Consider the following 21,128-nt stretch of genomic DNA (forward strand, 5'->3'; position numbering starts at 1 on the left):
GTTTAGGCCGGGGCGAGGCGCCCCGGCGCTGTGATTACGCGGTGGCCGATTCCAGGAAGTCTTGCGCGAAACGCTGCAACACGCCGCCCGCTTCATAGATCGAGACTTCTTCAGCCGTGTCCAGACGGCACGTTACAGGCACTTCGATGCGCTCGCCGTTCTTGCGCGTGATGACCAGCGTCAGCGTGGCACGCGGGGTCCGCTCCCCCATCACGTCGTAGATCTCGCTGCCGTCCAGCGCCAGGGTTTTGCGGTTGGTGCCCGGCAGAAACTCAAGCGGCAGAACGCCCATGCCCACCAGGTTAGTGCGGTGGATGCGCTCGAAACCCTCGGCGACGATGGCTTCCACGCCCGCCAGCCGCACGCCCTTGGCCGCCCAGTCGCGGGAAGAACCCTGGCCGTAATCGGCACCGGCGACAATGATCAGCGGCTGCTTGCGCTCCATGTACGTCTCAATGGCTTCCCACATGCGCATCACCTTGCCTTCAGGCTCCAGCCGCGTCAGTGAGCCCTGTTTGACCTTGCCGTCCTCCATCACCATTTCATTGAACAGTTTCGGGTTGGCAAAGGTGGCACGCTGCGCAGTCAGGTGGTCACCGCGGTGGGTCGCGTAGGAGTTGAAGTCAACTTCCGGCAGGCCCATTTTCGCCAGGTACTCACCGGCCGCGCTGTCGAGCATGATCGCGTTGGACGGCGACAAGTGGTCAGTGGTGATGTTGTCGGGCAGCACCGCCAGCGGGCGCATGCCCTTGAGTGGACGCGCGCCGGCCAGTGCGCCTTCCCAGTAAGGCGGGCGGCGAATGTAGGTGCTTTGCGGGCGCCAGTCATACAGCGGCTCGACTTTCGGGCCGGTGTCTTCGTGAATCGCGAACATGGGGATGTAGACCTGACGGAACTGCTCCGGCTTGACCGCCGACTTGACCACCGCGTCGATTTCTTCGTCGCTCGGCCAGATGTCTTTGAGGCGGATTTCAGTGCCGTTGGCGTCCCGTCCCAACACATCTTTCTCGATGTCAAAACGGATGGTGCCCGCTATCGCGTAGGCAACCACCAAGGGTGGCGAGGCGAGAAACGCTTGCTTGGCGTAAGGATGAATACGCCCGTCGAAGTTACGGTTACCCGACAGCACGGCCGTGGCGTACAGGTCACGGTCGATGATCTCCTGCTGGATGTGCGGGTCCAGCGCACCCGACATGCCGTTGCACGTGGTGCAGGCAAACGCCACGACACCAAAGCCCAACTGCTCCAGTTCATCGGTCAGCCCGGCTTCGTCCAGGTACAAGGCGACGGTTTTCGAGCCCGGCGCCAGCGACGATTTGACCCACGGTTTACGGGTCAGTCCCAGGCGGTTGGCGTTACGGGCAATCAGGCCTGCCGCGATCACGTTGCGCGGGTTGCTGGTATTGGTGCAACTGGTAATGGCCGCGATGATGACCGCGCCATCCGGCATTTGCCCCGGCACGTCGTCCCATTGGCCAGCGATGCCTTTGGCGGCCAGATCGCTGGTAGCCACCCGGGCGTGCGGGTTGCTCGGGCCCGCCATGTTGCGCACGACGCTGGACAGGTCAAAGCTCAAACGGCGCTCGTATTGCGCGTCTTTGAGGCTGTCAGCCCACAGGCCGCTGACCTTGGCGTAGGTTTCCACCAACTGCACCTGTTGGTCCTCGCGCCCGGTCAGCTTGAGGTAGTCGATGGTTTGCCGGTCGATATAGAACATCGCCGCCGTGGCGCCATATTCCGGGGCCATGTTGGAAATCGTTGCGCGGTCGCCCAAGGTCAGCGCCGCGGCCCCTTCACCGAAGAACTCCAGCCAGGCGCCGACCACTTTTTGCTTGCGCAGGAACTCAGTGAGGGCCAGCACCATGTCCGTCGCCGTGATGCCCGGCTGTAATTTACCGGTCAGCTCAACGCCAACGATCTCGGGCAACCGCATCCAGGACGCACGGCCCAGCATCACGCTTTCGGCTTCCAGCCCGCCAACGCCAATCGCAATCACCCCCAGCGAGTCGACGTGGGGCGTGTGGCTGTCGGTGCCGACGCAGGTATCAGGGAACGCCACGCCGTCACGCACCTGAATCACCGGCGACATTTTCTCCAGGTTGATCTGGTGCATGATGCCGTTGCCCGGCGGGATCACGTCGACGTTTTTGAAGGCTTTTTTGGTCCATTCAATGAAGTGGAAACGGTCTTCGTTACGGCGGTCCTCGATGGCGCGGTTCTTTTCGAACGCCTCAGGGTCATAACCGCCGCATTCCACTGCCAGCGAATGGTCAACGATCAGTTGGGTCGGCACCACCGGGTTAACTTGCGCCGGGTCGCCGCCTTGTTGGGCGATGGCATCACGCAGGCCAGCCAGGTCAACCAGCGCGGTCTGGCCGAGAATGTCGTGGCACACCACGCGGGCCGGGAACCACGGGAAGTCGAGGTCACGCTTGCGTTCGATCAACTGGCTCAGCGAAGCATTGAGGGTCGCCGGATCGCAGCGACGCACCAGGTTTTCGGCCAGTACGCGGGAAGTGTACGGCAGCGTGTCATAAGCGCCGGGCTTGATCGCATCGACCGCCGCGCGGGTGTCGAAATAATCCAGCCGGGTGCCCGGAAGTGTTTTGCGAAATTCAGTGTTCATTGGCATGGGACTCGATCACGGTTAGGTCGGGGCCGCCACACGCGGCGCCGTCAGGCGCAAGTCACGCGCCTGTGGGCGGGTGGGCGGCCTTGCGGTCAGCGACGTTCGATTGGCACGAACTTGCGCTGTTCGACGCCGATGTACTCGGCGCTCGGGCGAATGATGCGATTGTTGGCGCGCTGCTCGAACACGTGCGCGGCCCAGCCGGTCAGGCGGGAGCAGACGAAGATCGGGGTGAACAGCTTGGTTGGAATGCCCATGAAGTGGTACGCCGAGGCATGGTAGAAGTCGGCATTGGGGAACAGCTTCTTTTGCTCCCACATGGTCTTGTCGATGGCTTCGGACACCGGGAACAGCACGGTGTCCCCCACTTCGTCCGCCAGCTTTTTCGCCCAGCCCTTGATCACTTCATTGCGCGGGTCGCTGTCTTTATAGATGGCGTGACCAAAGCCCATGATCTTGTCTTTGCGTTCGAGCATGCCGAGGGTGCCTTTGATGGCTTCGTCGGCCGAGCTGAAGCGCTCGATCATTTCCATCGCCGCTTCGTTGGCCCCACCGTGCAACGGGCCACGCAACGAACCGATGGCTGCCGTGATGCACGAAAACAGATCGGACAGCGTGGAAGCGCAAACGCGGGCAGTGAAGGTCGAGGCGTTGAATTCGTGCTCGGCATACAGAATCAGCGACACGTTCATGACGTTGACGTGCAAGTCGCTTGGCTTTTTGTCATGCAACAGGTGCAGGAAATGGCCGCCAATCGACGCTTCGTCCGTCACGCAATCGATGCGCACGCCGTCGTGGCTGAAGCGATACCAGTAGCACATGATCGCCGGGAAGGCCGCCAGCAGGCGGTCTGTCTTGTCGCGCTGCTCGCTGAAGTCCTGTTCCGGCTCAAGGTTGCCCAGGAACGAGCATCCCGTGCGCATCACGTCCATCGGGTGGGCATCGGCCGGGATACGCTCCAGAACTTCCTTCAGCGCTTGCGGCAAATCGCGCAGGGTTTTGAGCTTGCCTGTGTAGGCCTCCAGCTCGGCCTGGGTCGGCAACTCGCCGTACAACAACAGGTAAGCCACTTCTTCAAAGCGCGCCTGGGCGGCCAGCTCACGCACGTCATAACCACGATAGGTGAGCCCGGCGCCTTCCTGGCCTACGGTCGACAGCGCCGTTTGCCCGGCCACCTGGCCGCGTAATCCGGCACCACTCAATACTTTTGCTTCGGCCATTGCGCTTCTCCAATCTTGAATTTGTTAGGGATTCGGCAAGAACTTATAAATTTTTTTACACCCGTCTTGCGTGTCGAGCCCCGCGAGGCTCGACAACCATCACAGGCGTCAGGTCAATCCGGTTTCAAGCGGCGTTACTTTTTGCTGGCAAACAGCGCATCGAGCTTCTGTTCGAACACGTGGTAATCGATGGCGTCGTACAGTTCCATACGGGTTTGCATGGTGTCGATGACGTTTTGCTGAGTGCCGTCGCGACGAATCGCGCCATAGACGTTTTCCGCGGCCTTGTTCATGGCGCGGAAGGCCGACAGCGGGTACAGGACCAGCGACACATCGGCTTCACGCAGTTGATCCACGGTGTACAGCGGGGTGGCGCCGAATTCAGTGATGTTGGCCAGAATCGGCGCTTTGACGCGGCTGGCGAACAGCTTGTACATCTCAAGCTCGGTAATGGCTTCCGGGAACACCATGTCGGCGCCCGCTTCGACGCAGGCAGCGGCACGCTCCAGCGCGGACTCCAGCCCCTCAACCGCCAGCGCATCGGTACGCGCCATGATCACAAAGCTGTCATCGGTGCGCGCATCCACGGCGGCCTTGATGCGATCAACCATCTCTTGTTGCGAGACGATTTCCTTGTTCGGACGATGGCCGCACCGCTTGGCACCCACCTGATCTTCAATGTGAATGGCGGCAGCGCCAAACTTGATCATCGACTTGACGGTACGCGCCACGTTGAACGCCGAAGAACCGAAGCCCGTGTCGACATCCACCAGCAGTGGCAGGTCGCAGACGTCCGTGATGCGGCGCACATCGGTCAGTACGTCATCCAGGCCGGTGATGCCCAGGTCCGGCACGCCCAGCGAACCCGCCGCCACCCCGCCACCGGACAAGTAGATCGCCTTGAACCCGGCGCGCTTGGCCAGCAAGGCGTGGTTGGCGTTAATCGCGCCCACCACTTGCAGTGGGTGTTCATTGGCGACTGCATCACGGAAACGTTGGCCTGGACTGTTTTTATTGCTCATGACTCACCTCGTGGAGTGGCTGTCTGCTGGGCGCTGTCTTGGTAGTGACGCGCAATATTGCGTTTGGACGCGCCGATGTGGCGACGCATCAATAACTCGGCCAGTTCGCCGTCGCGATCGGCAATGGCATCGAGAATCCGGTGGTGCTCGGCGAATGCCTGGTGCGGGCGATTCGGGGTGGTGGAGAACTGGATGCGGTACATGCGCACCAATTGATACAACTCACCGCAGAGCATCTGGGTCAGGGTGCGATTACCGCTGCCCTGAATAATCTTGTAATGAAAATCGAAGTCGCCTTCCTGCTGGTAATAGCCCACGCCCGCCTGGAACGCGGCATCGCGCTCGTGGGTTTCGAGCACCCGACGCAGCTCCGCGATGTCCTCATCGCTCATGCGTTCAGCCGCCAGACGGCAGGCCATGCCTTCAAGGGACTCGCGAATTTCGTAGAGTTCAATCAGCTCGGCATGGCTCAAGGACACGACCCGCGCCCCGACATGCGGCACCCGCACCAGCAGGCGCTGGCCTTCAAGGCGGTGGATCGCCTCGCGCAGCGGCCCGCGGCTGATGCCGTAGGTGCGCGCCAGTTCCGGCTCGGAGATTTTGCTGCCCGGCGCGATATCGCCTTTGACGATGGCGGCCTGAATACGCCTGAAGACGTTCTCGGACAGGGTTTCCGAGTCATCTTGAGCCAGCACGGCACCTTCGAGCGAATCCAGCATATTGTCGACACCTTGAAAATCAATAGTGCCAAAACTAGCCATTTCAGGCCTTACAGTCAAAGGATAAATGGAGATTGTCGACAATCATCGGATACGACCTTGGTTGAATCGACAGACGCAGGCCATGATCGGAACGGTCTGGGCGCTGGCGTCATAAAACCATCATGCTAGAATGCCGACCGCATCAGCCTTGCCCAATTAACAGGGCAGCCGCACGAGGACGCTTGCGCTGTATTGCCAGTCGCCTTGAACTGAAGATTGCAAGAGACTGCCCCCGGATTTATGAAATTTCCCTCCTTATTTATATGTCTTTGCCTGCTGGCCTTGCCGGGCCTGAGCCTGGGCGCCGAAAAAACCGTATACGGCCTTAATGAGTACGCTGAACTGGCAGGTATCAACCTGCAAGTGGCCGCCAAACTCGACACCGGCGCCAAAACCGCCTCGCTGAGTGCCCGCGATATCAAACGCTTCAAACGCGACGGCGAGAGCTGGGTACGCTTTTATCTGGCCATTGACGATGCCCACTCGCACCCCATCGAGCGTCCGCTGGCACGGGTCAGCAAGATCAAGCGCCGCTCCGGGGATTACGACCCCGAGTCGGACAAGAACTACACGTTGCGCCCGGTTATTTCCCTGGAAATCTGTATGGGTAAAGCTTTACGCACCATCGAAGTGAACTTGACCGACCGAAGTGCGTTCCAATACCCGCTGTTGATTGGCTCCGAAGCGCTCAAGCGCTTCGATGCGCTGGTCGACCCAAGCCTTAAATACGCTGCTGGCAAACCTGCCTGCGCCGCCATCGCTCAAACCGCAGAGTAATTGAAATGCGCGCTCTTACCTTTCACCTGAAAGTCTTGATTACCATCCTTGTGGTGCTGGGCATTTCGATTACGGCCTACCAGATTTTCGTCGTCGGTATCCCGGTGACCGAAGACGCAACGGATGACCTGTGGAACATCGACGCAAAAGTCGAATTCGTCGCCAGCTCCAAGGATCCGGTCAAGATCCAGATGTTCGTACCGCCATTGAACCGCGACTACGTCAGCCTCAATGAAAGCTTCATCTCCAACAATTACGGGGTGAGCGTCAACCGGGTTGACGGCAACCGTAAAGTCACCTGGTCAGCCCGTCGCGTCAGCGGCAAGCAAACCCTTTACTACCGTCTGGTCTTGACCAAGCGTTACACCGGCGACAAAACCAAGGCCAAAGGCCCGGTATTCCGTGACAGCATCGCGGTCGAAGGGCCGGAAAAAATCGCCGCCGAAGCCTTGCTGGCCCCGATTCGCCAGCACTCGGCCGACGTTGAAACCTTCATCAGCGAAACCATCAAGCGGGTGAACAACCCCAACGACGACAACGTCAAACTGCTGCTGGCGGGCGATCCGTCGACGCCGCACAAGGCACAAATCATCGAGCTTTTGCTGTCGATTGCCCACGTGCCGCTGGAAAAAGTCCACACCATCCGCCTGGTGGCCGATCAGCCGCAAACCCCGGAGCTGTGGTTGCGCAGCTTCAACGGTAACGACTGGCTGTACTTCAACCCCGAAACCGGCGAACAGGGCCTGCCGTCCGACCGTCTGCTGTGGTGGACCGGCGACGAGCCGATGATCAGCGTCGATGGCGGTAAAAAAGCCAACGTCACGTTCAGCCTGAACAACAGCGAAATGAACGCCATTCGTCTGGCCAAACTGACCGACGAAAACACTGACGCCAACTTCCTCGAATACTCGCTGTACGGCCTGCCGCTGCAAACCCAGCAAACCTTCATGATCATGGTGATGATCCCGATTGGCGTGCTGGTGATTCTGGTGTTGCGCAACCTGATCGGACTGCAAACACTGGGCACGTTCACCCCGGTACTGATTGCACTGGCGTTCCGTGAAACACAATTGGGGTTCGGCATCATCCTGTTCACGGTGATCACAGCGCTCGGGCTGATGTTGCGCTCCTATTTAGAGCACTTGAAGCTGCAGATGCTGCCGCGCCTGTCCGTGGTACTGACGTTCGTGGTGATACTGATTGCCGCCATCAGCCTGTTCAGCCACAAGCTAGGCCTTGAACGCGGACTCTCGGTGGCCCTGTTCCCGATGGTGATTCTGACCATGACCATCGAACGCCTGTCGATCACTTGGGAGGAGCGAGGCGCAGGGCATGCGATGAAGGTCGCCATCGGCACCCTGTTCGCGGCGACCCTGGCGTACTTGGTGATGAGCATTCCGGAGCTGGTGTACTTCGTGTTCACTTTCCCGGCAGTCCTGCTGATTCTCGTGGGCTTCATGCTGGCCATGGGTCGCTATCGCGGCTATCGCCTGACTGAACTGGTCCGTTTCAAAGCCTTTTTGAAGGCAGATTCCTGATGTTTGGCTTCTGGAAGACCTGGAAGGCCCTGGAAGCCAGGGGCATCATGGGCATCAATCGGCGCAATGCGGACTACGTACTCAAGTACAACAAACGCAGCCTGTATCCGATCGTGGATGACAAGATCATCACCAAGGAACGCGCCATCAAGGCTGGCATTCACGTGCCGGAGATGTATGGCGTGATTTCCACCGAGAAAGAAATCGAAAAGCTCGACGAGATCATCGGCGGGCGCAGCGACTTCGTGATCAAGCCCGCGCAAGGCGCGGGCGGTGATGGCATTCTGGTGATCGCCGACCGCTTCGAAGACCGCTTTCGCACCGTTTCGGGCAAGATCATCAGCCATGAAGAAATCGAGCATCAGATCTCCAGCATTCTGACCGGCCTGTATTCCCTCGGCGGGCACCGCGACCGTGCCCTGATCGAGTACCGCGTCACCCCCGACCAGATTTTCAAAAGCATCAGCTACGAAGGCGTGCCGGACATCCGCATCATTGTGCTGATGGGCTACCCGGTGATGGCGATGCTGCGTTTGCCGACCCGTCAATCCGGCGGCAAGGCCAACCTTCACCAGGGCGCTATCGGCGTCGGTGTCGACCTGGCAACCGGCCTGACCTTGCGCGGCACCTGGCTGAACAACATCATCAGCAAACACCCCGACACCACCAACGCGGTGGACGGGGTGCAACTGCCCTACTGGGACGGTTTCATGAAGCTCGCCGCGGGCTGCTATGAATTGTGCGGCCTGGGGTATATCGGCGTGGACATGGTGCTGGACCAGGACAAGGGCCCCTTGATCCTGGAGCTGAACGCCCGTCCGGGCCTGAACATCCAGATCGCCAACGACTGCGGCCTGACCCTGCGCACCCACGCCGTCGAAGCGCACGTTGAAGCGCTGGCCGCAAAAGGCATCAAGGAAACCGTTGAAGAGCGGGTCCGTTTTGCTCAGGAAATGTTCGGGCACATCCCCCTTAACGCCTGACCCGCAGGAGCGAGTTGGCCACCCAAGGCCTGCTCGCTCCTGAACGGTTTCATGGATTTACCCGCCGACACAGGCCTACAATCCCCTCCCCGCTTCGATGGCTGATTTGCTGCGCATGTTGACCTGCTCCGTTCATCCACTGCCTTACCTCGCCAACCCGGCCGATTACTTTGCTGCCTTGCGCCACGCCCCCGGCGCGGTACTGCTGGACAGCGGCCGACCCGACGCTGACCGTGGCCGTTACGACATCATGAGCGCCTGGCCCTTGCACACACTGCAACGCCAGCCAGAAGAACCGGGGCGCGCGTTTTTGCAGCGTTTGCGCAAACAGCTTCAGGCGCTGGGCCAGGCGCAGTTGCCGGCGCAGTACGAACTGCCGTTTGCTGGCGGACTGATCGGTTACTTGAGCTACGACTTCGGCCGCCAGCTCGAACAGCTCCCCGCGCAGGCGCAGGACGACTTGCAACTGCCGGATGCACGCCTGGGCCTGTACCCGTGGGCGTTGATCAGCGATCACCAACGCGCAACCAGTCAATTGGTGTTTCATCCCACCCTGGAAACCCGCGAACGCCTGCGCCTGATTGAGCTGTTCAGTGCGCTTGAGCCCGCAACCGCGGCACCTTTCAGCCTGAAACAACCGATGCAGCCGGATATCAGCGCCCAGCAGTACGCGCAGGCCCTGGCGCAGGTGCAGCAGTACATTCAGGCTGGCGACTGCTATCAGGTCAATTACACCCAGCGCTTCAGCGCCCACTGCCATGGCGATGCATGGACCGCGTATTGCGCGCTGCGTGCGGCTTGCCCGACCCCGTTTTCAGGCTTCATGACACTGCCCGCAGAGGGCGCGATTGTCAGCCTCTCGCCAGAGCGCTTTGTGCGGGTCAGCACGCGCCAGGTCGAAACCCGTCCGATCAAAGGCACCCGTCCACGGGGCAAAGACAACGCAGAAGATGCCGCCAACGCCGCCCAATTGCTTGCCAGCCCAAAAGATCGCGCTGAGAACCTGATGATTGTCGACCTGCTGCGCAACGACCTCGGCCGCACCTGCCGCACAGGTTCGGTCCGCGTACCGGAGCTGTTCAGCCTCGAAAGCTACCCTAACGTGCATCACCTGGTGAGCAGTGTCACGGGCGAGCTCGCGACGGATAAAGACGCGCTGGACCTGATCGGCGACAGTTTTCCGGGCGGCTCGATCACCGGCGCACCGAAGATCCGCGCCATGCAAATCATCGACGAGCTGGAACCCACCCGGCGCAGCATTTACTGCGGTTCACTGCTGTACCTCGACGTTCGCGGCGAGATGGACAGTTCTATCGCCATTCGCAGCCTGTTGATCAAAGACGGGCGGGTCAGTTGCTGGGGCGGAGGCGGCATTGTCGCGGACTCGGACTGGGAAGCCGAATACCAGGAATCCATCACGAAAGTGAAGGTGCTGCTCGATACGCTGCAAACCCTGTAGCGCGCGGTATTTGCTAACATCGCGCCACTAGAGAGCGCCCAGCGCCATTTACTGTAGGAAGCCGCCTGATGAGCCATCCGTTCGACGTCGCTGAACTCGCCGCGACATACGCCAGCAAATCCCCGCAGGACATTCTCAAACTCGCGTTTCAGCACTTTGGCGACGAGCTCTGGATTTCATTCAGCGGCGCCGAAGATGTGGTGCTGGTGGACATGGCCTGGAAGCTCAATAAAAACGTCAAGGTGTTCAGCCTCGACACCGGGCGCCTGCACCCGGAAACCTATCGTTTCATCGAGCAGGTGCGCGAGCACTACAACATCCCGATCGAGCTGATTTCACCAGACCAGCAGCAACTTGAGCCCTTCGTCAAAGAAAAAGGCTTGTTCAGCTTTTACAAAGACGGCCATGGCGAATGCTGCGGTGTGCGCAAAATCCAACCGTTGCGCCGCAAACTGGCGACCGTCACCGCCTGGGCCACGGGCCAGCGTCGCGACCAAAGCCCGGGCACCCGCAGCCAGGTTGCCGCGTTGGAAATCGACGGCGCCTTCTCGACCCCGGAGCGCACGCTGTACAAATTCAACCCGCTGGCGCAAATGACCAGCGAGGAAGTCTGGGGTTACATCCGCATGCTGGAATTGCCCTATAACAGCCTGCACGAACGCGGCTTCATCAGCATCGGTTGCGAGCCCTGCACCCGTCCCGTGCTGCCTAACCAGCACGAGCGTGAAGGTCGCTGGTGGTGGGAAGAAGCCACACAAAAAGAATGCGGCCTGCATGCTGGCAACTTGATCGCCAAGACCTGATCCGGCGCTGCCCCGCCTCGCCTGCGATGAATAAGGGGAACGAGGCTGCAAGCACGCAGCCTCGCGCCGTGTCTCAGCAGATGAGGCCTGCCTTGCGTTTACCGAAGACTTGAGCACAGAATTAGCAATTATTCTCAATAGCGTTTGAGCCTAGTTCTATGTCTTCGGGTGAACCTCCGTTTCAATCCGCGATTACAGACCTGTACTGCGAACATCACGGCTGGCTACTGGGCTGGCTGCGCAGAAAGCTGGGGTGTGCGCAGAATGCTGCCGACCTGACTCAGGACACCTTTGCCCGAATCCTTAATGCACGCGAGTCGGTCGCCAGCCTGCGCGAGCCGCGAGCGTTTCTGAGCACCACGGCCCGGCGCCTGATCATCGATCAGGCACGGCGCAAGAAGATCGAACAGGCTTATTTGCAAGAACGTGCGCTCACCGCCCAAGCACTGGAAGGCCACCACTCACCCGAGGCCATCCTGACCACCCTTGAAGCCCTTGAACACATCGCCTTTATGCTCGAAGGGCTGCCTGAAAAGACCCGCCAGGCGTTTGTGCTGTATTACCTCGACGGCCTCAACCAGGCCGACATCGGTCGCCAACTCGGCTTGTCTGATCGCACCGTTCGCAAGTATTTGATTCAGGCGCTGCTGCATTGCAGTCATAGCCTCACACCATGAGCAAGCCGATGCACAGCACGCCCCAGCAGATCGATGAACAAGCGGCCGAATGGATGATTTGCCTGCATGAAGGAGATTTGTCTGACGACTTGAGGCTCGCCTTTGAGCACTGGAAGCGTCAAAGCCCGCAACACGGCGCAGCGGCCGAGCGCATGCAGGAGGTCATTTCACAGCTGCAGTCATTACGCACTCAGGCAGCGCCAGCCAAAGCGGCGCTGAACGCAGCGTTCCCCTCGCCGCGCAAAACATCCGCACGCAAACCGATCGTTCGGGCCTTGGTCCTGGCGGGCTGCCTGATTATTCCGGCCACTGTGTTACTGCGCAGCCAGTACCCCGCGCGCTGGCTGGCCGATACCCACACAGCGCCCGCCGAATGGAAAACACTGCACCTGCCGGATGAGTCATCCCTGACCCTCAGCGGCGCCAGCGCCGTGAATGTGCATTTCGATAAGCAGCAGCGACGAATCGAACTGCTGCAAGGCGAGATACTGGTGGACGTGGCCCATGACGCCACACGCCCGTTTGTGGTGCAGACCGCCCAAGGCACCCTGCGCGCGCTGGGGACACGCTTCGTGGTCAAGCGCACGGGGGACACGACGATCCTGACCATGTTGCAATCGCGCGTCGCGGCGCACAGTGAAAACCGGCAACACGCGCTGGAGGTGGATGCGGGTGAACAGGCACTGATTGAGACTGACGCCATCCGCAGTCTGGGCCACATTGATCCGCAGCGAATCGATCACGCCTGGAAACGCCATCAACTGGTGGTTCAGGACCTGCCGTTGAGTGACGTGCTTGAAGAGATTGCCCGCCAGCGATACGGCCTTTTGACTTTCGACCGCGCGGCGCTGGCGGACCTGCGGGTGTCGGCCGTTTTACCGATGGACGATCCTGAGCGCGCATTGAACCTGATAGCTGAAACACTGCCTATCAGCGTCCGTCACTTCACGGCATTGCTGATCCGCGTGGACCGTGACACGCAGACTAAAAAATAATGATTCGCATTGCTTCCGCTTTTTAAAGGTCGCTCGTCAAGGTAGGTACATAGACTCTAAAGGACTGCGCCTACCATGCTGACTTCACCCAAAACCCGCGACCGCTTGCGTGCAAAGGCTTATGCACCGCTGTCACTGGCCATCCATTTGGTGGTTGCCTGTACCGCCGCAATGCTGGTCAGCACCGCTGCGCAGGCGCAAAGCAGTGCCTCGGTGCAGGTCTACAACATTTCTGCCGGGCCGCTGGGCGATGCATTGAACCGCTTCGCTCAACAAGCCGGGGTCGCGATTGCGTTCCAGCCCCGTGACGTTGACGGCGCGACGACTCAAGGCTTACAGGGCAGCTACAGCGAGATGGACGGTTTCGACACGCTGCTGCGCGGCAGCGGGTTCAGCGTGGTCAAAAGCCAGAACGGCTATTTGCTGCAAGCCACTCCCCAAGCAGGCGGCGCTCTGGAACTGGGCGCCACCGAGGTCAGCGCCAACCAGCTCGGCACCATCACCGAAGGGACTGGCTCCTACACGCCCGGAAGCATCGCCACAGCCACTCGCATGGTGCTCACACCCCGCCAAACCCCACAGTCGATCTCCGTCGTGACCCGACAGGCAATGGATGATTTCGGCCTGAACTCGATCGACGACGTCATGCGCCACACGCCCGGCATCACCGTGGCCACCTATGACAGCGACCGCACCAGTTACTACTCGCGCGGCTTTGCCATTAAAAACTTCCAGTACGACGGCATACCCATCTTGCAGGACCCGCAGTACTCGGCCGGTCACACACTCACCGATACGGCGATCTATGACCGCGTCGAGATACTCAAAGGCGCCACCGGGCTGCTCACTGGCGCTGGCGGGCCGGGCGGGACCATCAACATGGTGCGCAAAAAGCCTACCCGTGACTTCAAGGCCCACATCGATCTGGGCGCCGGATCATGGGACAACTACCGCTCGGAAGTGGACGTCAGCGGACCCCTGAGCGACAGCGGCCATGTGCGAGGCCGAGCGGTCGCGGCTTATCAGGACAAGCACTCATTCATGGACCATTACAAGCGCGACAGCGAGGTGTACTACGGCATTCTTGAGGTCGACTTAACCCCGGACACCTTGCTTACCCTGGGGGCCGACTATCAGGACAACCACCCCACCGGCTCGAGCTGGTCGGGCAGTGCATCGCTGTTCAACTCTGCGGGTGACCGGATCGATAACCCACGTTCGTTCAACAATGGCGCGAAATGGAGCAGTTGGGAGCAATACACCCGGACTGTCTTCGCCACGCTGGAGCATGACTTCGCCAATGGCTGGGTGACCAAAGGTCAGTACAACCATCAGATCAATGGCTACGACGCGCCGCTGGGAGCACTGCTTGATCCGGACGTGAACACCGGCAAGGCAAAAATCCTGGCGCGCAAATACACCGGCGAGTACGTCAGTGATAGCGCAGACCTTTACGCCACGGGACCTTTCAGCCTGCTGGGCCGCGAACATCAACTGGTCGTCGGCGGCTCGGTCTCTCGCTCTCACTGGACGGGCAAGGACTACACGAACGCGCTCATGGTCAATAACGCCTATGACTATTACCACTGGGACGGCGACGCACCGGAACCCGACTGGGGCAATGTCACCTCCAAAAACGATGAAATCACACGCCAGACCGGCACTTATGTGACGGGGCGTTTCAGCCTGACCGATGACTTGACCCTGATGTTGGGCACCCGCGTTGCCAACTACTCGCTAACAGGCACCAGCCAGGCCAAGGACACCGGCAAAGTGCTGCCTTACGCAGGCCTGATCTACGACATCAACGACTCTGTTTCGGCCTATGCCAGCTACACCGAAATATTCTTGCCCCAGTCTTACTACCGCAATCGCGATAACAAAATGCTTGAGCCAGACGAAGGCAGCAACTATGAGATCGGCCTGAAAGGCGAATTCTTCGACGGGCAATTGAACTCAAGCCTGGCGTACTTTGAAGTGCATCAAGATAACCGGCCCGAAGCGGACACCGCTTACAACGCCCACCCGACCAACCCTGACATTGACTACGCCTACAAAGGCATCAAGGCCACCACGAAAGGCTACGAGGCGGAAATATCGGGTGAAGTGATGCCAGGTTGGCAGTTACAGGCAGGCTACACGCACAAAGTCAGCCGCGATCAAAGCGGCAAGAAAGTGTCGACCTGGGAACCGGAAGATCAAATCAACCTGTACACCCGCTATAAATTGAGTGGCAACCTCGACAAATTGACCGTGGGCGGCGGTGTTCGCTGGCAAGGCACAGGCTGGCAAGTGCTGACCAACTACAACAAAGGCGGCGCGCAGGAGAAGTTTTCGCAAGACGCGTACTGGCTTGTCGATGTGATGGCCAGGTATCAGCTGACGGAGCATGTGTCAGCCACGGTGAACCTGAACAACGTCTTCGACAAATCGTATTACACCAATATCGGGTTTTATAACTCATCGTATTACGGCGATCCGCGCAATGTCATGGTGACAACGCGCTGGGACTTCTAACGCCACAATCGTCGCCTGTGGCCACTTATCGGAACGCGAACGCCTGCCAAGCTTTTATTGGCTTGAGTTTGCGGCGGAAGGAATGAGGGTGGTCACAGACCTGGCGACGGCTTCGGACTGCCGCCGTTGCCGGGAGGGGCTTACACAAAACACACGCGCACAAAAAAGCCTGCACATGGCAGGCTTCTTGTGGATCACAAGCGTTCAAGGGGCTTGTGTTCCGAATATGGCGCAGCGGACGGGACTCGAACCCGCGACCCCCGGCGTGACAGGCCGGTATTCTAACCGACTGAACTACCGCTGCGCGTAACATTGAAAGCGAATGGTGGGTGATGACGGGATCGAACCGCCGACCCTCTGCTTGTAAGGCAGATGCTCTCCCAGCTGAGCTAATCACCCTTGCTTCACTCTCGTTGCGGGGCGCATTCTCTCACACTTATTGTGTAAGTGGTTGTTTTTATTCAGTTTTTTTAAAAAACTGTCAAAAACGACCTTTTCCAGCGCCCTGCTCTTGGATTCCTCAGCAAGCTGTTGAATCTAAGCCTTTCAAGAAAAACCCCGCGTTAGCGGGGCTTCCCCAGATCACAAGCGTTCAAGGGGCTTGTGATCAAAATATGGCGCAGCGGACGGGACTCGAACCCGCGACCCCCGGCGTGACAGGCCGGTATTCTAACCGACTGAACTACCGCTGCGCGTAACACTGCAAGTGAATGGTGGGTGATGACGGGATCGAACCGCCGACCCTCTGCTTGTAAGGCAGATGCTCTCCCAGCTGAGCTAATCACCCTTTCACTCTCGGTGTGGCGCGCATTCTACGGAGCGACCTGAAGTCTGGCAAGCACTTTTTAAAATAATTTTCTTATGCACGACAAAGGCTTAGCGCAGGGTTGGCCTATGCGCCCATGAGGCGAATAATGCCGTCTTTGTATAAAGGAGTGATTCACCCCATGTGGTTCAAAAACCTGCTTATCTATCGCCTGACCCAAGATCTGCCTTTTGATGCGCAGGTGCTGGAAACTGCACTGGCCACCAAATTGGCCCGCGCCTGTTCAAGTCAGGAATTAGCCACTTACGGTTTCGTCGCCCCTTTCGGCAAAGGCGAAGACGCTCCCCTGGTTCATGTCAGCCAGGACTTCCTGCTGATCGCCGCCCGCAAAGAAGAACGCATCCTGCCCGGCAGCGTGGTGCGTGACGCACTCAAGGAAAAGGTCGAAGAGATCGAAGCCGAGCAAATGCGCAAGGTCTACAAAAAGGAACGCGACCAGCTCAAGGATGAAATCATCCAGGCCTTCTTGCCCCGTGCCTTTATTCGTCGCTCAGCCACCTTCGCCGCCATCGCACCTAAACAGGGTCTGATTCTGGTTAACGCCTCCAGCCCGAAACGCGCCGAAGACCTGCTCTCCACCTTGCGTGAAGTGGTGGGTTCGCTGCCGGTGCGTCCATTGGCTGTCAAAGTGGCGCCAAGCGCGACCATGACCGAATGGGTCAAGACTCAAAAAGCCGCCGAGAACTTCTTTGTCCTCGACGAATGCGAGCTGCGCGACACCCATGAAGACGGTGGCATCATTCGCTGCAAGCGTCAGGATCTGACCAGCGACGAAATCCAGCTGCACCTGAGCACCGGCAAAGTCGTGACTCAGCTGTCACTGGCCTGGCAGGACAAACTGTCGTTCGTGCTGGACGACAAACTGGTGGTCAAACGCTTGAAGTTTGAAGACCTGCTGCAAGACGAAGCCGAACAGAACGGCGGTGATGACGATCTGGGCCAACAGGACGCCAGCTTTACCCTGATGATGCTGACGTTCGGCGAATTCTTGCCGCAGTTGTTTGAAGCGCTGGGCGGTGAAGAAATCCCTCAAGGCATCGAATAACGCCTGTTCAGGAAGCACGCCTGACCGGTGATGCACGATCACCGGTCGGCTGCTTCCTATATAGAAAGCGCGTTAATAAAACTACGCTTCTGAAAATTCAGAGTTGCCTGTCAGATTATTCATGGGCAATATACTGCGCACAGCGAGGACGACCTCGCGACTCATCGAGTGATTTTCTGGGGACGACCCCATCAATTGATGGAGGTAAGCATGTCCTGGATTATTCTGTTTTTCGCCGGCCTGTTTGAAGTCGGCTGGGCTGTAGGCCTGAAATACACTGACGGCTTCAGCCGCCCCCTCCCCACCGCATTGACCATCGCCGCCATGGCGGTAAGCCTCGGCTTGCTGGGCCTTGCGATGAAGGAACTGCCATTGGGCACGGCCTACGCCATCTGGACAGGCGTGGGAGCAGTGGGCACGGTCATCGCCGGGATCATCCTGTTTGGCGAATCCATGGCCTTGTTCCGCTTGGCCAGCGTGGCGCTGATCATTGCCGGCCTGGTTGGCCTGAAAATCAGCGCCTGAACCCTCACTCGCCAGCGACTACAGCCCCACCCACTCTGTAGTCGCTGGCCAGGCCGCCCCCCCCCTGCCAACAATGGCTCTAGAGTGTCTGCCCACGTAGCGCCGTCACCTGCTCGCGCAGCCTTTTTTGCGTCGCTTCACTCGCCGCTATCGGCTCGCCAGCTACCAGTGTTACTCGCGACCACAACCTGCGCAAGAACCCCTTATTGGGATCGCGACTAAAGAAGCTGCCCCATAGCCCTTGCAACGCCATCGGAATGACCGGCACTGGCGTTTGCTCCAGAATCCGTGTGACGCCTGCCTTGAACTCGTTGATCTGGCCATCGGTGGTGAGCTTACCCTCCGGAAAGATGCACACCAGCTCGCCGTCGTTCAGGTATTCGGCAATTTTCTTGAACGCCCGCTCGTAGATCGCTTCATCTTCAGCGCGCCCGGCGATAGGAATCGTCCCTGCTGTGCGAAAGATGAAGTTGAGCACCGGCAAATTGTAGATTTTGTAATACATCACAAACCGAATCGGCCGACGCACTGCTCCACCTATCAGCAATGCATCCACAAATGACACGTGATTACACACCAGCAAAGCTGCGCCCTCATCCGGGATCGCTTGCAGGTTTTTATGTTGCACCCGATACATGGAATGGCTCAGCAGCCAGATCATGAAGCGCATGCTGAATTCGGGAACAATCTTGAAGATGTAGGTATTGACCGCGATGTTCAGCAGTGAAACCACGAGGAACAGCTCAGGAATCGTCAGTTTCGCCACGCTGAGCAGCAGGATGGTGACGAGGGCCGAGACCACCATAAACAGCGCATTCAAGATGTTGTTGGCCGCAATCACCCGCGCACGCTCGTTTTCTGCCGTGCGCGACTGAATCAAGGCATACAGCGGCACAATGTAAAAACCGCCAAACACGCCCAGACCCAGAATATCGAACAGCACCCACCACGCCTGGCTGAAGCCCAATACGGCCAGCCAGTCGTTAGGCTGAAGGGTCGACGGCATCTGCCCGGAATGCCACCACAGCAACAGGCCGAACACGGTCAAGCCGAATGAGCCAAAGGGCACCAGGCCGATTTCGACTTTACGCCCCGACAGTTTTTCGCACAGCATCGACCCCAACGCGATGCCCACCGAAAACACCGTCAGGATCAACGTCACCACGGTCTCATCGCCATACAGCCACTCTTTGGCGTAGGCCGGAATTTGTGTCAGGTAAATCGCACCGACAAACCAGAACCACGAATTGCCCACGACGGAACGCGACACTGCTGGCGTCTGGTTCAGGCCCATTTTCAAGGTGGCCCAGGACTCGCTGAAGATGTTCCAGTTCAGCCGTAATTCAGGCGTATCGGCCGGTGCGCTGGGGATCGCCCGGCTGGCCAGATACCCCAGGGCCGCCACGGAAACGATCACCACCGACACCACCCCTGCGTAATTGCTCGAAGACAGCATGATTCCCGCGCCGATCGTACCGGCCAGAATCGACAGGAAAGTCCCCATTTCTACCAGACCGTTCCCCCCGACCAGCTCATCCTCATGCAATGTTTGCGGCAGGATTGAGTATTTGACCGGTCCGAACAACGCCGAATGGGTGCCCATCGCAAACAGCGCGACCAGCATCAACGCCAGGTGATCGAAGGCAAACCCCGCCGCTCCGACCAGCATGATCGCGATTTCACCGAGCTTGATCAGACGGATCAGGCGATCCTTGTCGTACTTCTCGCCAAACTGGCCCGCCAAGGCTGAAAACAGAAAGAACGGCACGATAAACAGCAGCGCACACAGATTGACCCAAATCCCTCGGTCCCCCTCGATGGCGAGCTTATAAAGGATGGCCAGAATCAACGATTGTTTGAACAGGTTGTCGTTTAGCGCGCCCAGCGACTGGGTCACAAAGAAGGGCAGGAAGCGGCGCTTCCTTAGCAAGCTGAACTGCGAGGGGTGACTCATCATCCATGTTCTCAAGTTGCGCCAGAGGCTTTCTCATTGGAGGGCTGTTGTAACACCCGAGACACAACCTTGCCTCAGGTTATGTAACGGATGCCACCAGTCTCAGCGCATTCGTACAAAACCTGAGGCAAACTCTTACTTCTTCAAACCCGCGATGCAGGGCGAAACAAACAACTCGCCCCGGTAAGCGCCGATCAGGGTTTTACGCCCCACGATCAGCCACATCATCGCCAGCAAAGCCACCAGCGCACAGCCCGCAATCTCGAAGAACGTCAGGTGCAGCACGTTACCCAGACGCAAGGTGGCCAGCGAATACACACCCAGCGGGAACGTGAACCCCCACCACCCCAAATTGAACGGGATACCGTCGCGGTAGTAGCGATGGGTAATCAGTATCGCCATCACAATCCACCATAACCCGAAGCCCCACAGGGCAACCCCTGCAATCAGGCCCATGCCGTTGGCCACGTCACCGATACCGGCAAATCCATTGGCGGCAAAGATCGCAGGCGAGTTCGCGCCCAACAGCAACAAGCCGAGCGCTCCCGTACCAATCGGCCCCAAGGCCAGCCAGCTCGAGGCCGCCATGCTTTCGTGAGGCAATTTATGCAGCGCCATGCGCAGCATCAGGATGGTCAGGATGCTGAACGCCAGCGGCACCGAAAAGGCCCACAGGACGTAGCTGGTGATCAGTACGTGGAACTGCGCCAGCGAATCCGACAGGTGCGGCGCCAACTGCCCACCGCTGGCAGCCGCCACTTCAGCCGCCACCACCGGCAACAACCAGACAGCGGTCATCTGATCAATGCTGTGCTCCTGACGGGTGAACATCATGTAAGGAATCAGCACACCGAACGCCAGCGACATCGCCACGTCCAGCCACCACAGCACCTCGGCCACCTGCACCATGCCGCTGCCCCAACGGGCGACGCCAAACAGTAGAAAACCGTTGATGATGGTCGCCAGCCCCATGGGAATCGTGCCGAAGAACATCGAGACAGTTGAGTGGCCAAAAATCCGCCGTGCCTCATCGAAATACAGCACCCAGCGGGCGCCGTAGAGCACGCTGAATAGAATGAACAATCCGATATTGAACAGCCATAGCCCTTCAGCGACAGCGTGCAGGCCGGGAATGTTCACCGGCAACGAAGCCAGTGCCAATGCCAGCACACCGGTGCCCATGGTGGCGGCAAACCAGTTCGGGGTGAATTGACGAATCACCTCACGCGGGTGCTGCAAGGCGCTCAAGGGCCGTAAAGTGGTGTGGGTCGTGTTAGGGCAAATCATGGGTTCCTCCTGATCCTCGTGCGAGGTAGTGCAAGAGTAGAACTGAATCGAATATCTATATAACGGGTAATTTCTCTAACTGTTATCGACTTTACAGATATGTGCGATAT

General features: G+C 58.9%; 16 protein-coding genes and 4 tRNA genes. 10 read left to right on the plus strand and 10 right to left on the minus strand.

Going from position 1 to position 21,128, the window contains the following annotated elements; translation table 11 throughout:
* Window positions 1-34 precede the first annotated feature (34 nt).
* The 4 genes from acnD to BKD70_RS01045 all read right to left on the minus strand — a co-directional run bounded on the left by acnD (window position 35) and on the right by BKD70_RS01045 (window position 5,590).
* Window positions 35-2,626, minus strand: a complete 2,592-nt coding sequence (acnD, locus tag BKD70_RS01030; protein ID WP_047276316.1) for a Fe/S-dependent 2-methylisocitrate dehydratase AcnD — start codon at window positions 2,624-2,626, stop codon at window positions 35-37.
* Between the two features lie 95 nt (window positions 2,627-2,721).
* The gene (prpC, locus tag BKD70_RS01035; protein WP_047276319.1) at window positions 2,722-3,849 is read right to left on the minus strand and encodes a 2-methylcitrate synthase; all 1,128 of its coding nucleotides are present in this window, start codon (window positions 3,847-3,849) and stop codon (window positions 2,722-2,724) included.
* A 134-nt stretch (window positions 3,850-3,983) separates the two neighbouring features.
* On the minus strand, window positions 3,984-4,871 hold the full coding sequence (gene prpB, locus BKD70_RS01040) for a methylisocitrate lyase (protein ID WP_047276320.1): 888 nt from the start codon (window positions 4,869-4,871) through the stop codon (window positions 3,984-3,986).
* Entirely contained in the window at window positions 4,868-5,590 is a 723-nt protein-coding gene (locus BKD70_RS01045) for a GntR family transcriptional regulator (protein ID WP_047276322.1), read from the minus strand. The genes prpB and BKD70_RS01045 overlap by 4 nt, the downstream gene beginning before the upstream one ends.
* Window positions 5,591-5,872: 282 nt before the next feature.
* Here BKD70_RS01045 and BKD70_RS01050 point away from each other — a divergent pair, with 282 nt between their 5' ends.
* The 8 genes from BKD70_RS01050 (at window position 5,873) to BKD70_RS01085 (ending at window position 15,381) form a co-directional block, all read left to right on the plus strand.
* A complete protein-coding gene (locus BKD70_RS01050; protein WP_047276323.1) occupies window positions 5,873-6,409 on the plus strand; it encodes an ATP-dependent zinc protease in 537 nt (178 codons plus the stop codon).
* 5 nt (window positions 6,410-6,414) lie between these two features.
* Window positions 6,415-7,947, plus strand: a complete 1,533-nt coding sequence (locus BKD70_RS01055) for an inactive transglutaminase family protein (protein WP_047276325.1) — start codon at window positions 6,415-6,417, stop codon at window positions 7,945-7,947.
* Window positions 7,947-8,930 carry an alpha-L-glutamate ligase-like protein gene (locus tag BKD70_RS01060; RefSeq protein ID WP_047276327.1) on the plus strand — a complete coding sequence of 328 codons (984 nt, stop codon included), beginning with the start codon at window positions 7,947-7,949 and terminating at the stop codon, window positions 8,928-8,930. The genes BKD70_RS01055 and BKD70_RS01060 overlap by 1 nt, the downstream gene beginning before the upstream one ends.
* Before the next feature lie 115 nt (window positions 8,931-9,045).
* Complete coding sequence (gene pabB, locus BKD70_RS01065) at window positions 9,046-10,389, plus strand: aminodeoxychorismate synthase component I (protein WP_047276451.1); 1,344 nt, start codon at window positions 9,046-9,048, stop codon at window positions 10,387-10,389.
* A gap of 68 nt (window positions 10,390-10,457) precedes the next feature.
* Complete coding sequence (locus tag BKD70_RS01070) at window positions 10,458-11,192, plus strand: phosphoadenylyl-sulfate reductase (RefSeq protein ID WP_047276328.1); 735 nt, start codon at window positions 10,458-10,460, stop codon at window positions 11,190-11,192.
* A gap of 158 nt (window positions 11,193-11,350) precedes the next feature.
* Window positions 11,351-11,869: a sigma-70 family RNA polymerase sigma factor gene (locus tag BKD70_RS01075; protein WP_047276330.1), complete on the plus strand. Its 519-nt coding sequence runs from the start codon at window positions 11,351-11,353 to the stop codon at window positions 11,867-11,869.
* An 8-nt stretch (window positions 11,870-11,877) separates the two neighbouring features.
* On the plus strand, window positions 11,878-12,864 hold the full coding sequence (locus BKD70_RS01080; protein WP_169859567.1) for a FecR family protein: 987 nt from the start codon (window positions 11,878-11,880) through the stop codon (window positions 12,862-12,864).
* 75 nt (window positions 12,865-12,939) lie between these two features.
* Window positions 12,940-15,381, plus strand: coding sequence for a TonB-dependent siderophore receptor (locus BKD70_RS01085; protein WP_047276334.1), 2,442 nt, complete (start codon window positions 12,940-12,942; stop codon window positions 15,379-15,381).
* Between the two features lie 227 nt (window positions 15,382-15,608).
* Here BKD70_RS01085 and BKD70_RS01090 read toward each other — a convergent pair.
* From BKD70_RS01090 to BKD70_RS01105, 4 genes are all read right to left on the minus strand, one after another.
* Window positions 15,609-15,685 (minus strand) — tRNA-Asp (locus BKD70_RS01090).
* Between the two features lie 19 nt (window positions 15,686-15,704).
* Window positions 15,705-15,780 (minus strand) — tRNA-Val (locus BKD70_RS01095).
* A 216-nt stretch (window positions 15,781-15,996) separates the two neighbouring features.
* Window positions 15,997-16,073: transfer RNA gene (locus tag BKD70_RS01100), tRNA-Asp, on the minus strand.
* 19 nt (window positions 16,074-16,092) lie between these two features.
* Window positions 16,093-16,168, minus strand: a tRNA-Val gene (locus tag BKD70_RS01105).
* Between the two features lie 160 nt (window positions 16,169-16,328).
* Here BKD70_RS01105 and rdgC point away from each other — a divergent pair.
* Together rdgC and sugE are read left to right on the plus strand one after the other, a co-directional pair.
* Window positions 16,329-17,252: a recombination-associated protein RdgC gene (gene rdgC, locus BKD70_RS01110; protein ID WP_047276336.1), complete on the plus strand. Its 924-nt coding sequence runs from the start codon at window positions 16,329-16,331 to the stop codon at window positions 17,250-17,252.
* Between the two features lie 210 nt (window positions 17,253-17,462).
* Window positions 17,463-17,777: a quaternary ammonium compound efflux SMR transporter SugE gene (gene sugE / locus BKD70_RS01115; RefSeq protein ID WP_047276339.1), complete on the plus strand. Its 315-nt coding sequence runs from the start codon at window positions 17,463-17,465 to the stop codon at window positions 17,775-17,777.
* 79 nt (window positions 17,778-17,856) lie between these two features.
* Here sugE and BKD70_RS01120 read toward each other — a convergent pair whose 3' ends face one another.
* The gene (locus BKD70_RS01120) at window positions 17,857-19,731 is read right to left on the minus strand and encodes an MFS transporter (protein ID WP_047276453.1); all 1,875 of its coding nucleotides are present in this window, start codon (window positions 19,729-19,731) and stop codon (window positions 17,857-17,859) included.
* A gap of 135 nt (window positions 19,732-19,866) precedes the next feature.
* Complete coding sequence (locus BKD70_RS01125; RefSeq protein ID WP_047276341.1) at window positions 19,867-21,018, minus strand: TDT family transporter; 1,152 nt, start codon at window positions 21,016-21,018, stop codon at window positions 19,867-19,869.
* Between the last annotated feature and the right edge of the window lie 110 nt (window positions 21,019-21,128).

Source organism: Pseudomonas sp. BS-2016 (genome assembly GCF_001806145.1).
Lineage (GTDB): Bacteria > Pseudomonadota > Gammaproteobacteria > Pseudomonadales > Pseudomonadaceae > Aquipseudomonas > Aquipseudomonas lundensis.

Bases quoted from the DNA above. Each gene is read 5' to 3' on its own strand.
- BKD70_RS01085 (WP_047276334.1), top strand. From the start codon at position 12,940: ATGCTGACTTCACCCAAAACCCGCGACCGCTTGCGTGCAAAGGCTTAT.
- BKD70_RS01075 (WP_047276330.1), top strand. From the start codon at position 11,351: ATGTCTTCGGGTGAACCTCCGTTTCAATCCGCGATTACAGACCTGTAC.
- BKD70_RS01060 (WP_047276327.1), top strand. From the start codon at position 7,947: ATGTTTGGCTTCTGGAAGACCTGGAAGGCCCTGGAAGCCAGGGGCATC.
- pabB (WP_047276451.1), top strand. From the start codon at position 9,046: ATGTTGACCTGCTCCGTTCATCCACTGCCTTACCTCGCCAACCCGGCC.
- prpC (WP_047276319.1), bottom strand. From the start codon at position 3,849: ATGGCCGAAGCAAAAGTATTGAGTGGTGCCGGATTACGCGGCCAGGTG.
- BKD70_RS01120 (WP_047276453.1), bottom strand. From the start codon at position 19,731: ATGAGTCACCCCTCGCAGTTCAGCTTGCTAAGGAAGCGCCGCTTCCTG.
- BKD70_RS01050 (WP_047276323.1), top strand. From the start codon at position 5,873: ATGAAATTTCCCTCCTTATTTATATGTCTTTGCCTGCTGGCCTTGCCG.
- BKD70_RS01055 (WP_047276325.1), top strand. From the start codon at position 6,415: ATGCGCGCTCTTACCTTTCACCTGAAAGTCTTGATTACCATCCTTGTG.
- rdgC (WP_047276336.1), top strand. From the start codon at position 16,329: ATGTGGTTCAAAAACCTGCTTATCTATCGCCTGACCCAAGATCTGCCT.
- prpB (WP_047276320.1), bottom strand. From the start codon at position 4,871: ATGAGCAATAAAAACAGTCCAGGCCAACGTTTCCGTGATGCAGTCGCC.
- acnD (WP_047276316.1), bottom strand. From the start codon at position 2,626: ATGAACACTGAATTTCGCAAAACACTTCCGGGCACCCGGCTGGATTAT.
- BKD70_RS01070 (WP_047276328.1), top strand. From the start codon at position 10,458: ATGAGCCATCCGTTCGACGTCGCTGAACTCGCCGCGACATACGCCAGC.
- BKD70_RS01045 (WP_047276322.1), bottom strand. From the start codon at position 5,590: ATGCTGGATTCGCTCGAAGGTGCCGTGCTGGCTCAAGATGACTCGGAA.
- BKD70_RS01080 (WP_169859567.1), top strand. From the start codon at position 11,878: ATGCACAGCACGCCCCAGCAGATCGATGAACAAGCGGCCGAATGGATG.
- BKD70_RS01125 (WP_047276341.1), bottom strand. From the start codon at position 21,018: ATGATTTGCCCTAACACGACCCACACCACTTTACGGCCCTTGAGCGCC.
- sugE (WP_047276339.1), top strand. From the start codon at position 17,463: ATGTCCTGGATTATTCTGTTTTTCGCCGGCCTGTTTGAAGTCGGCTGG.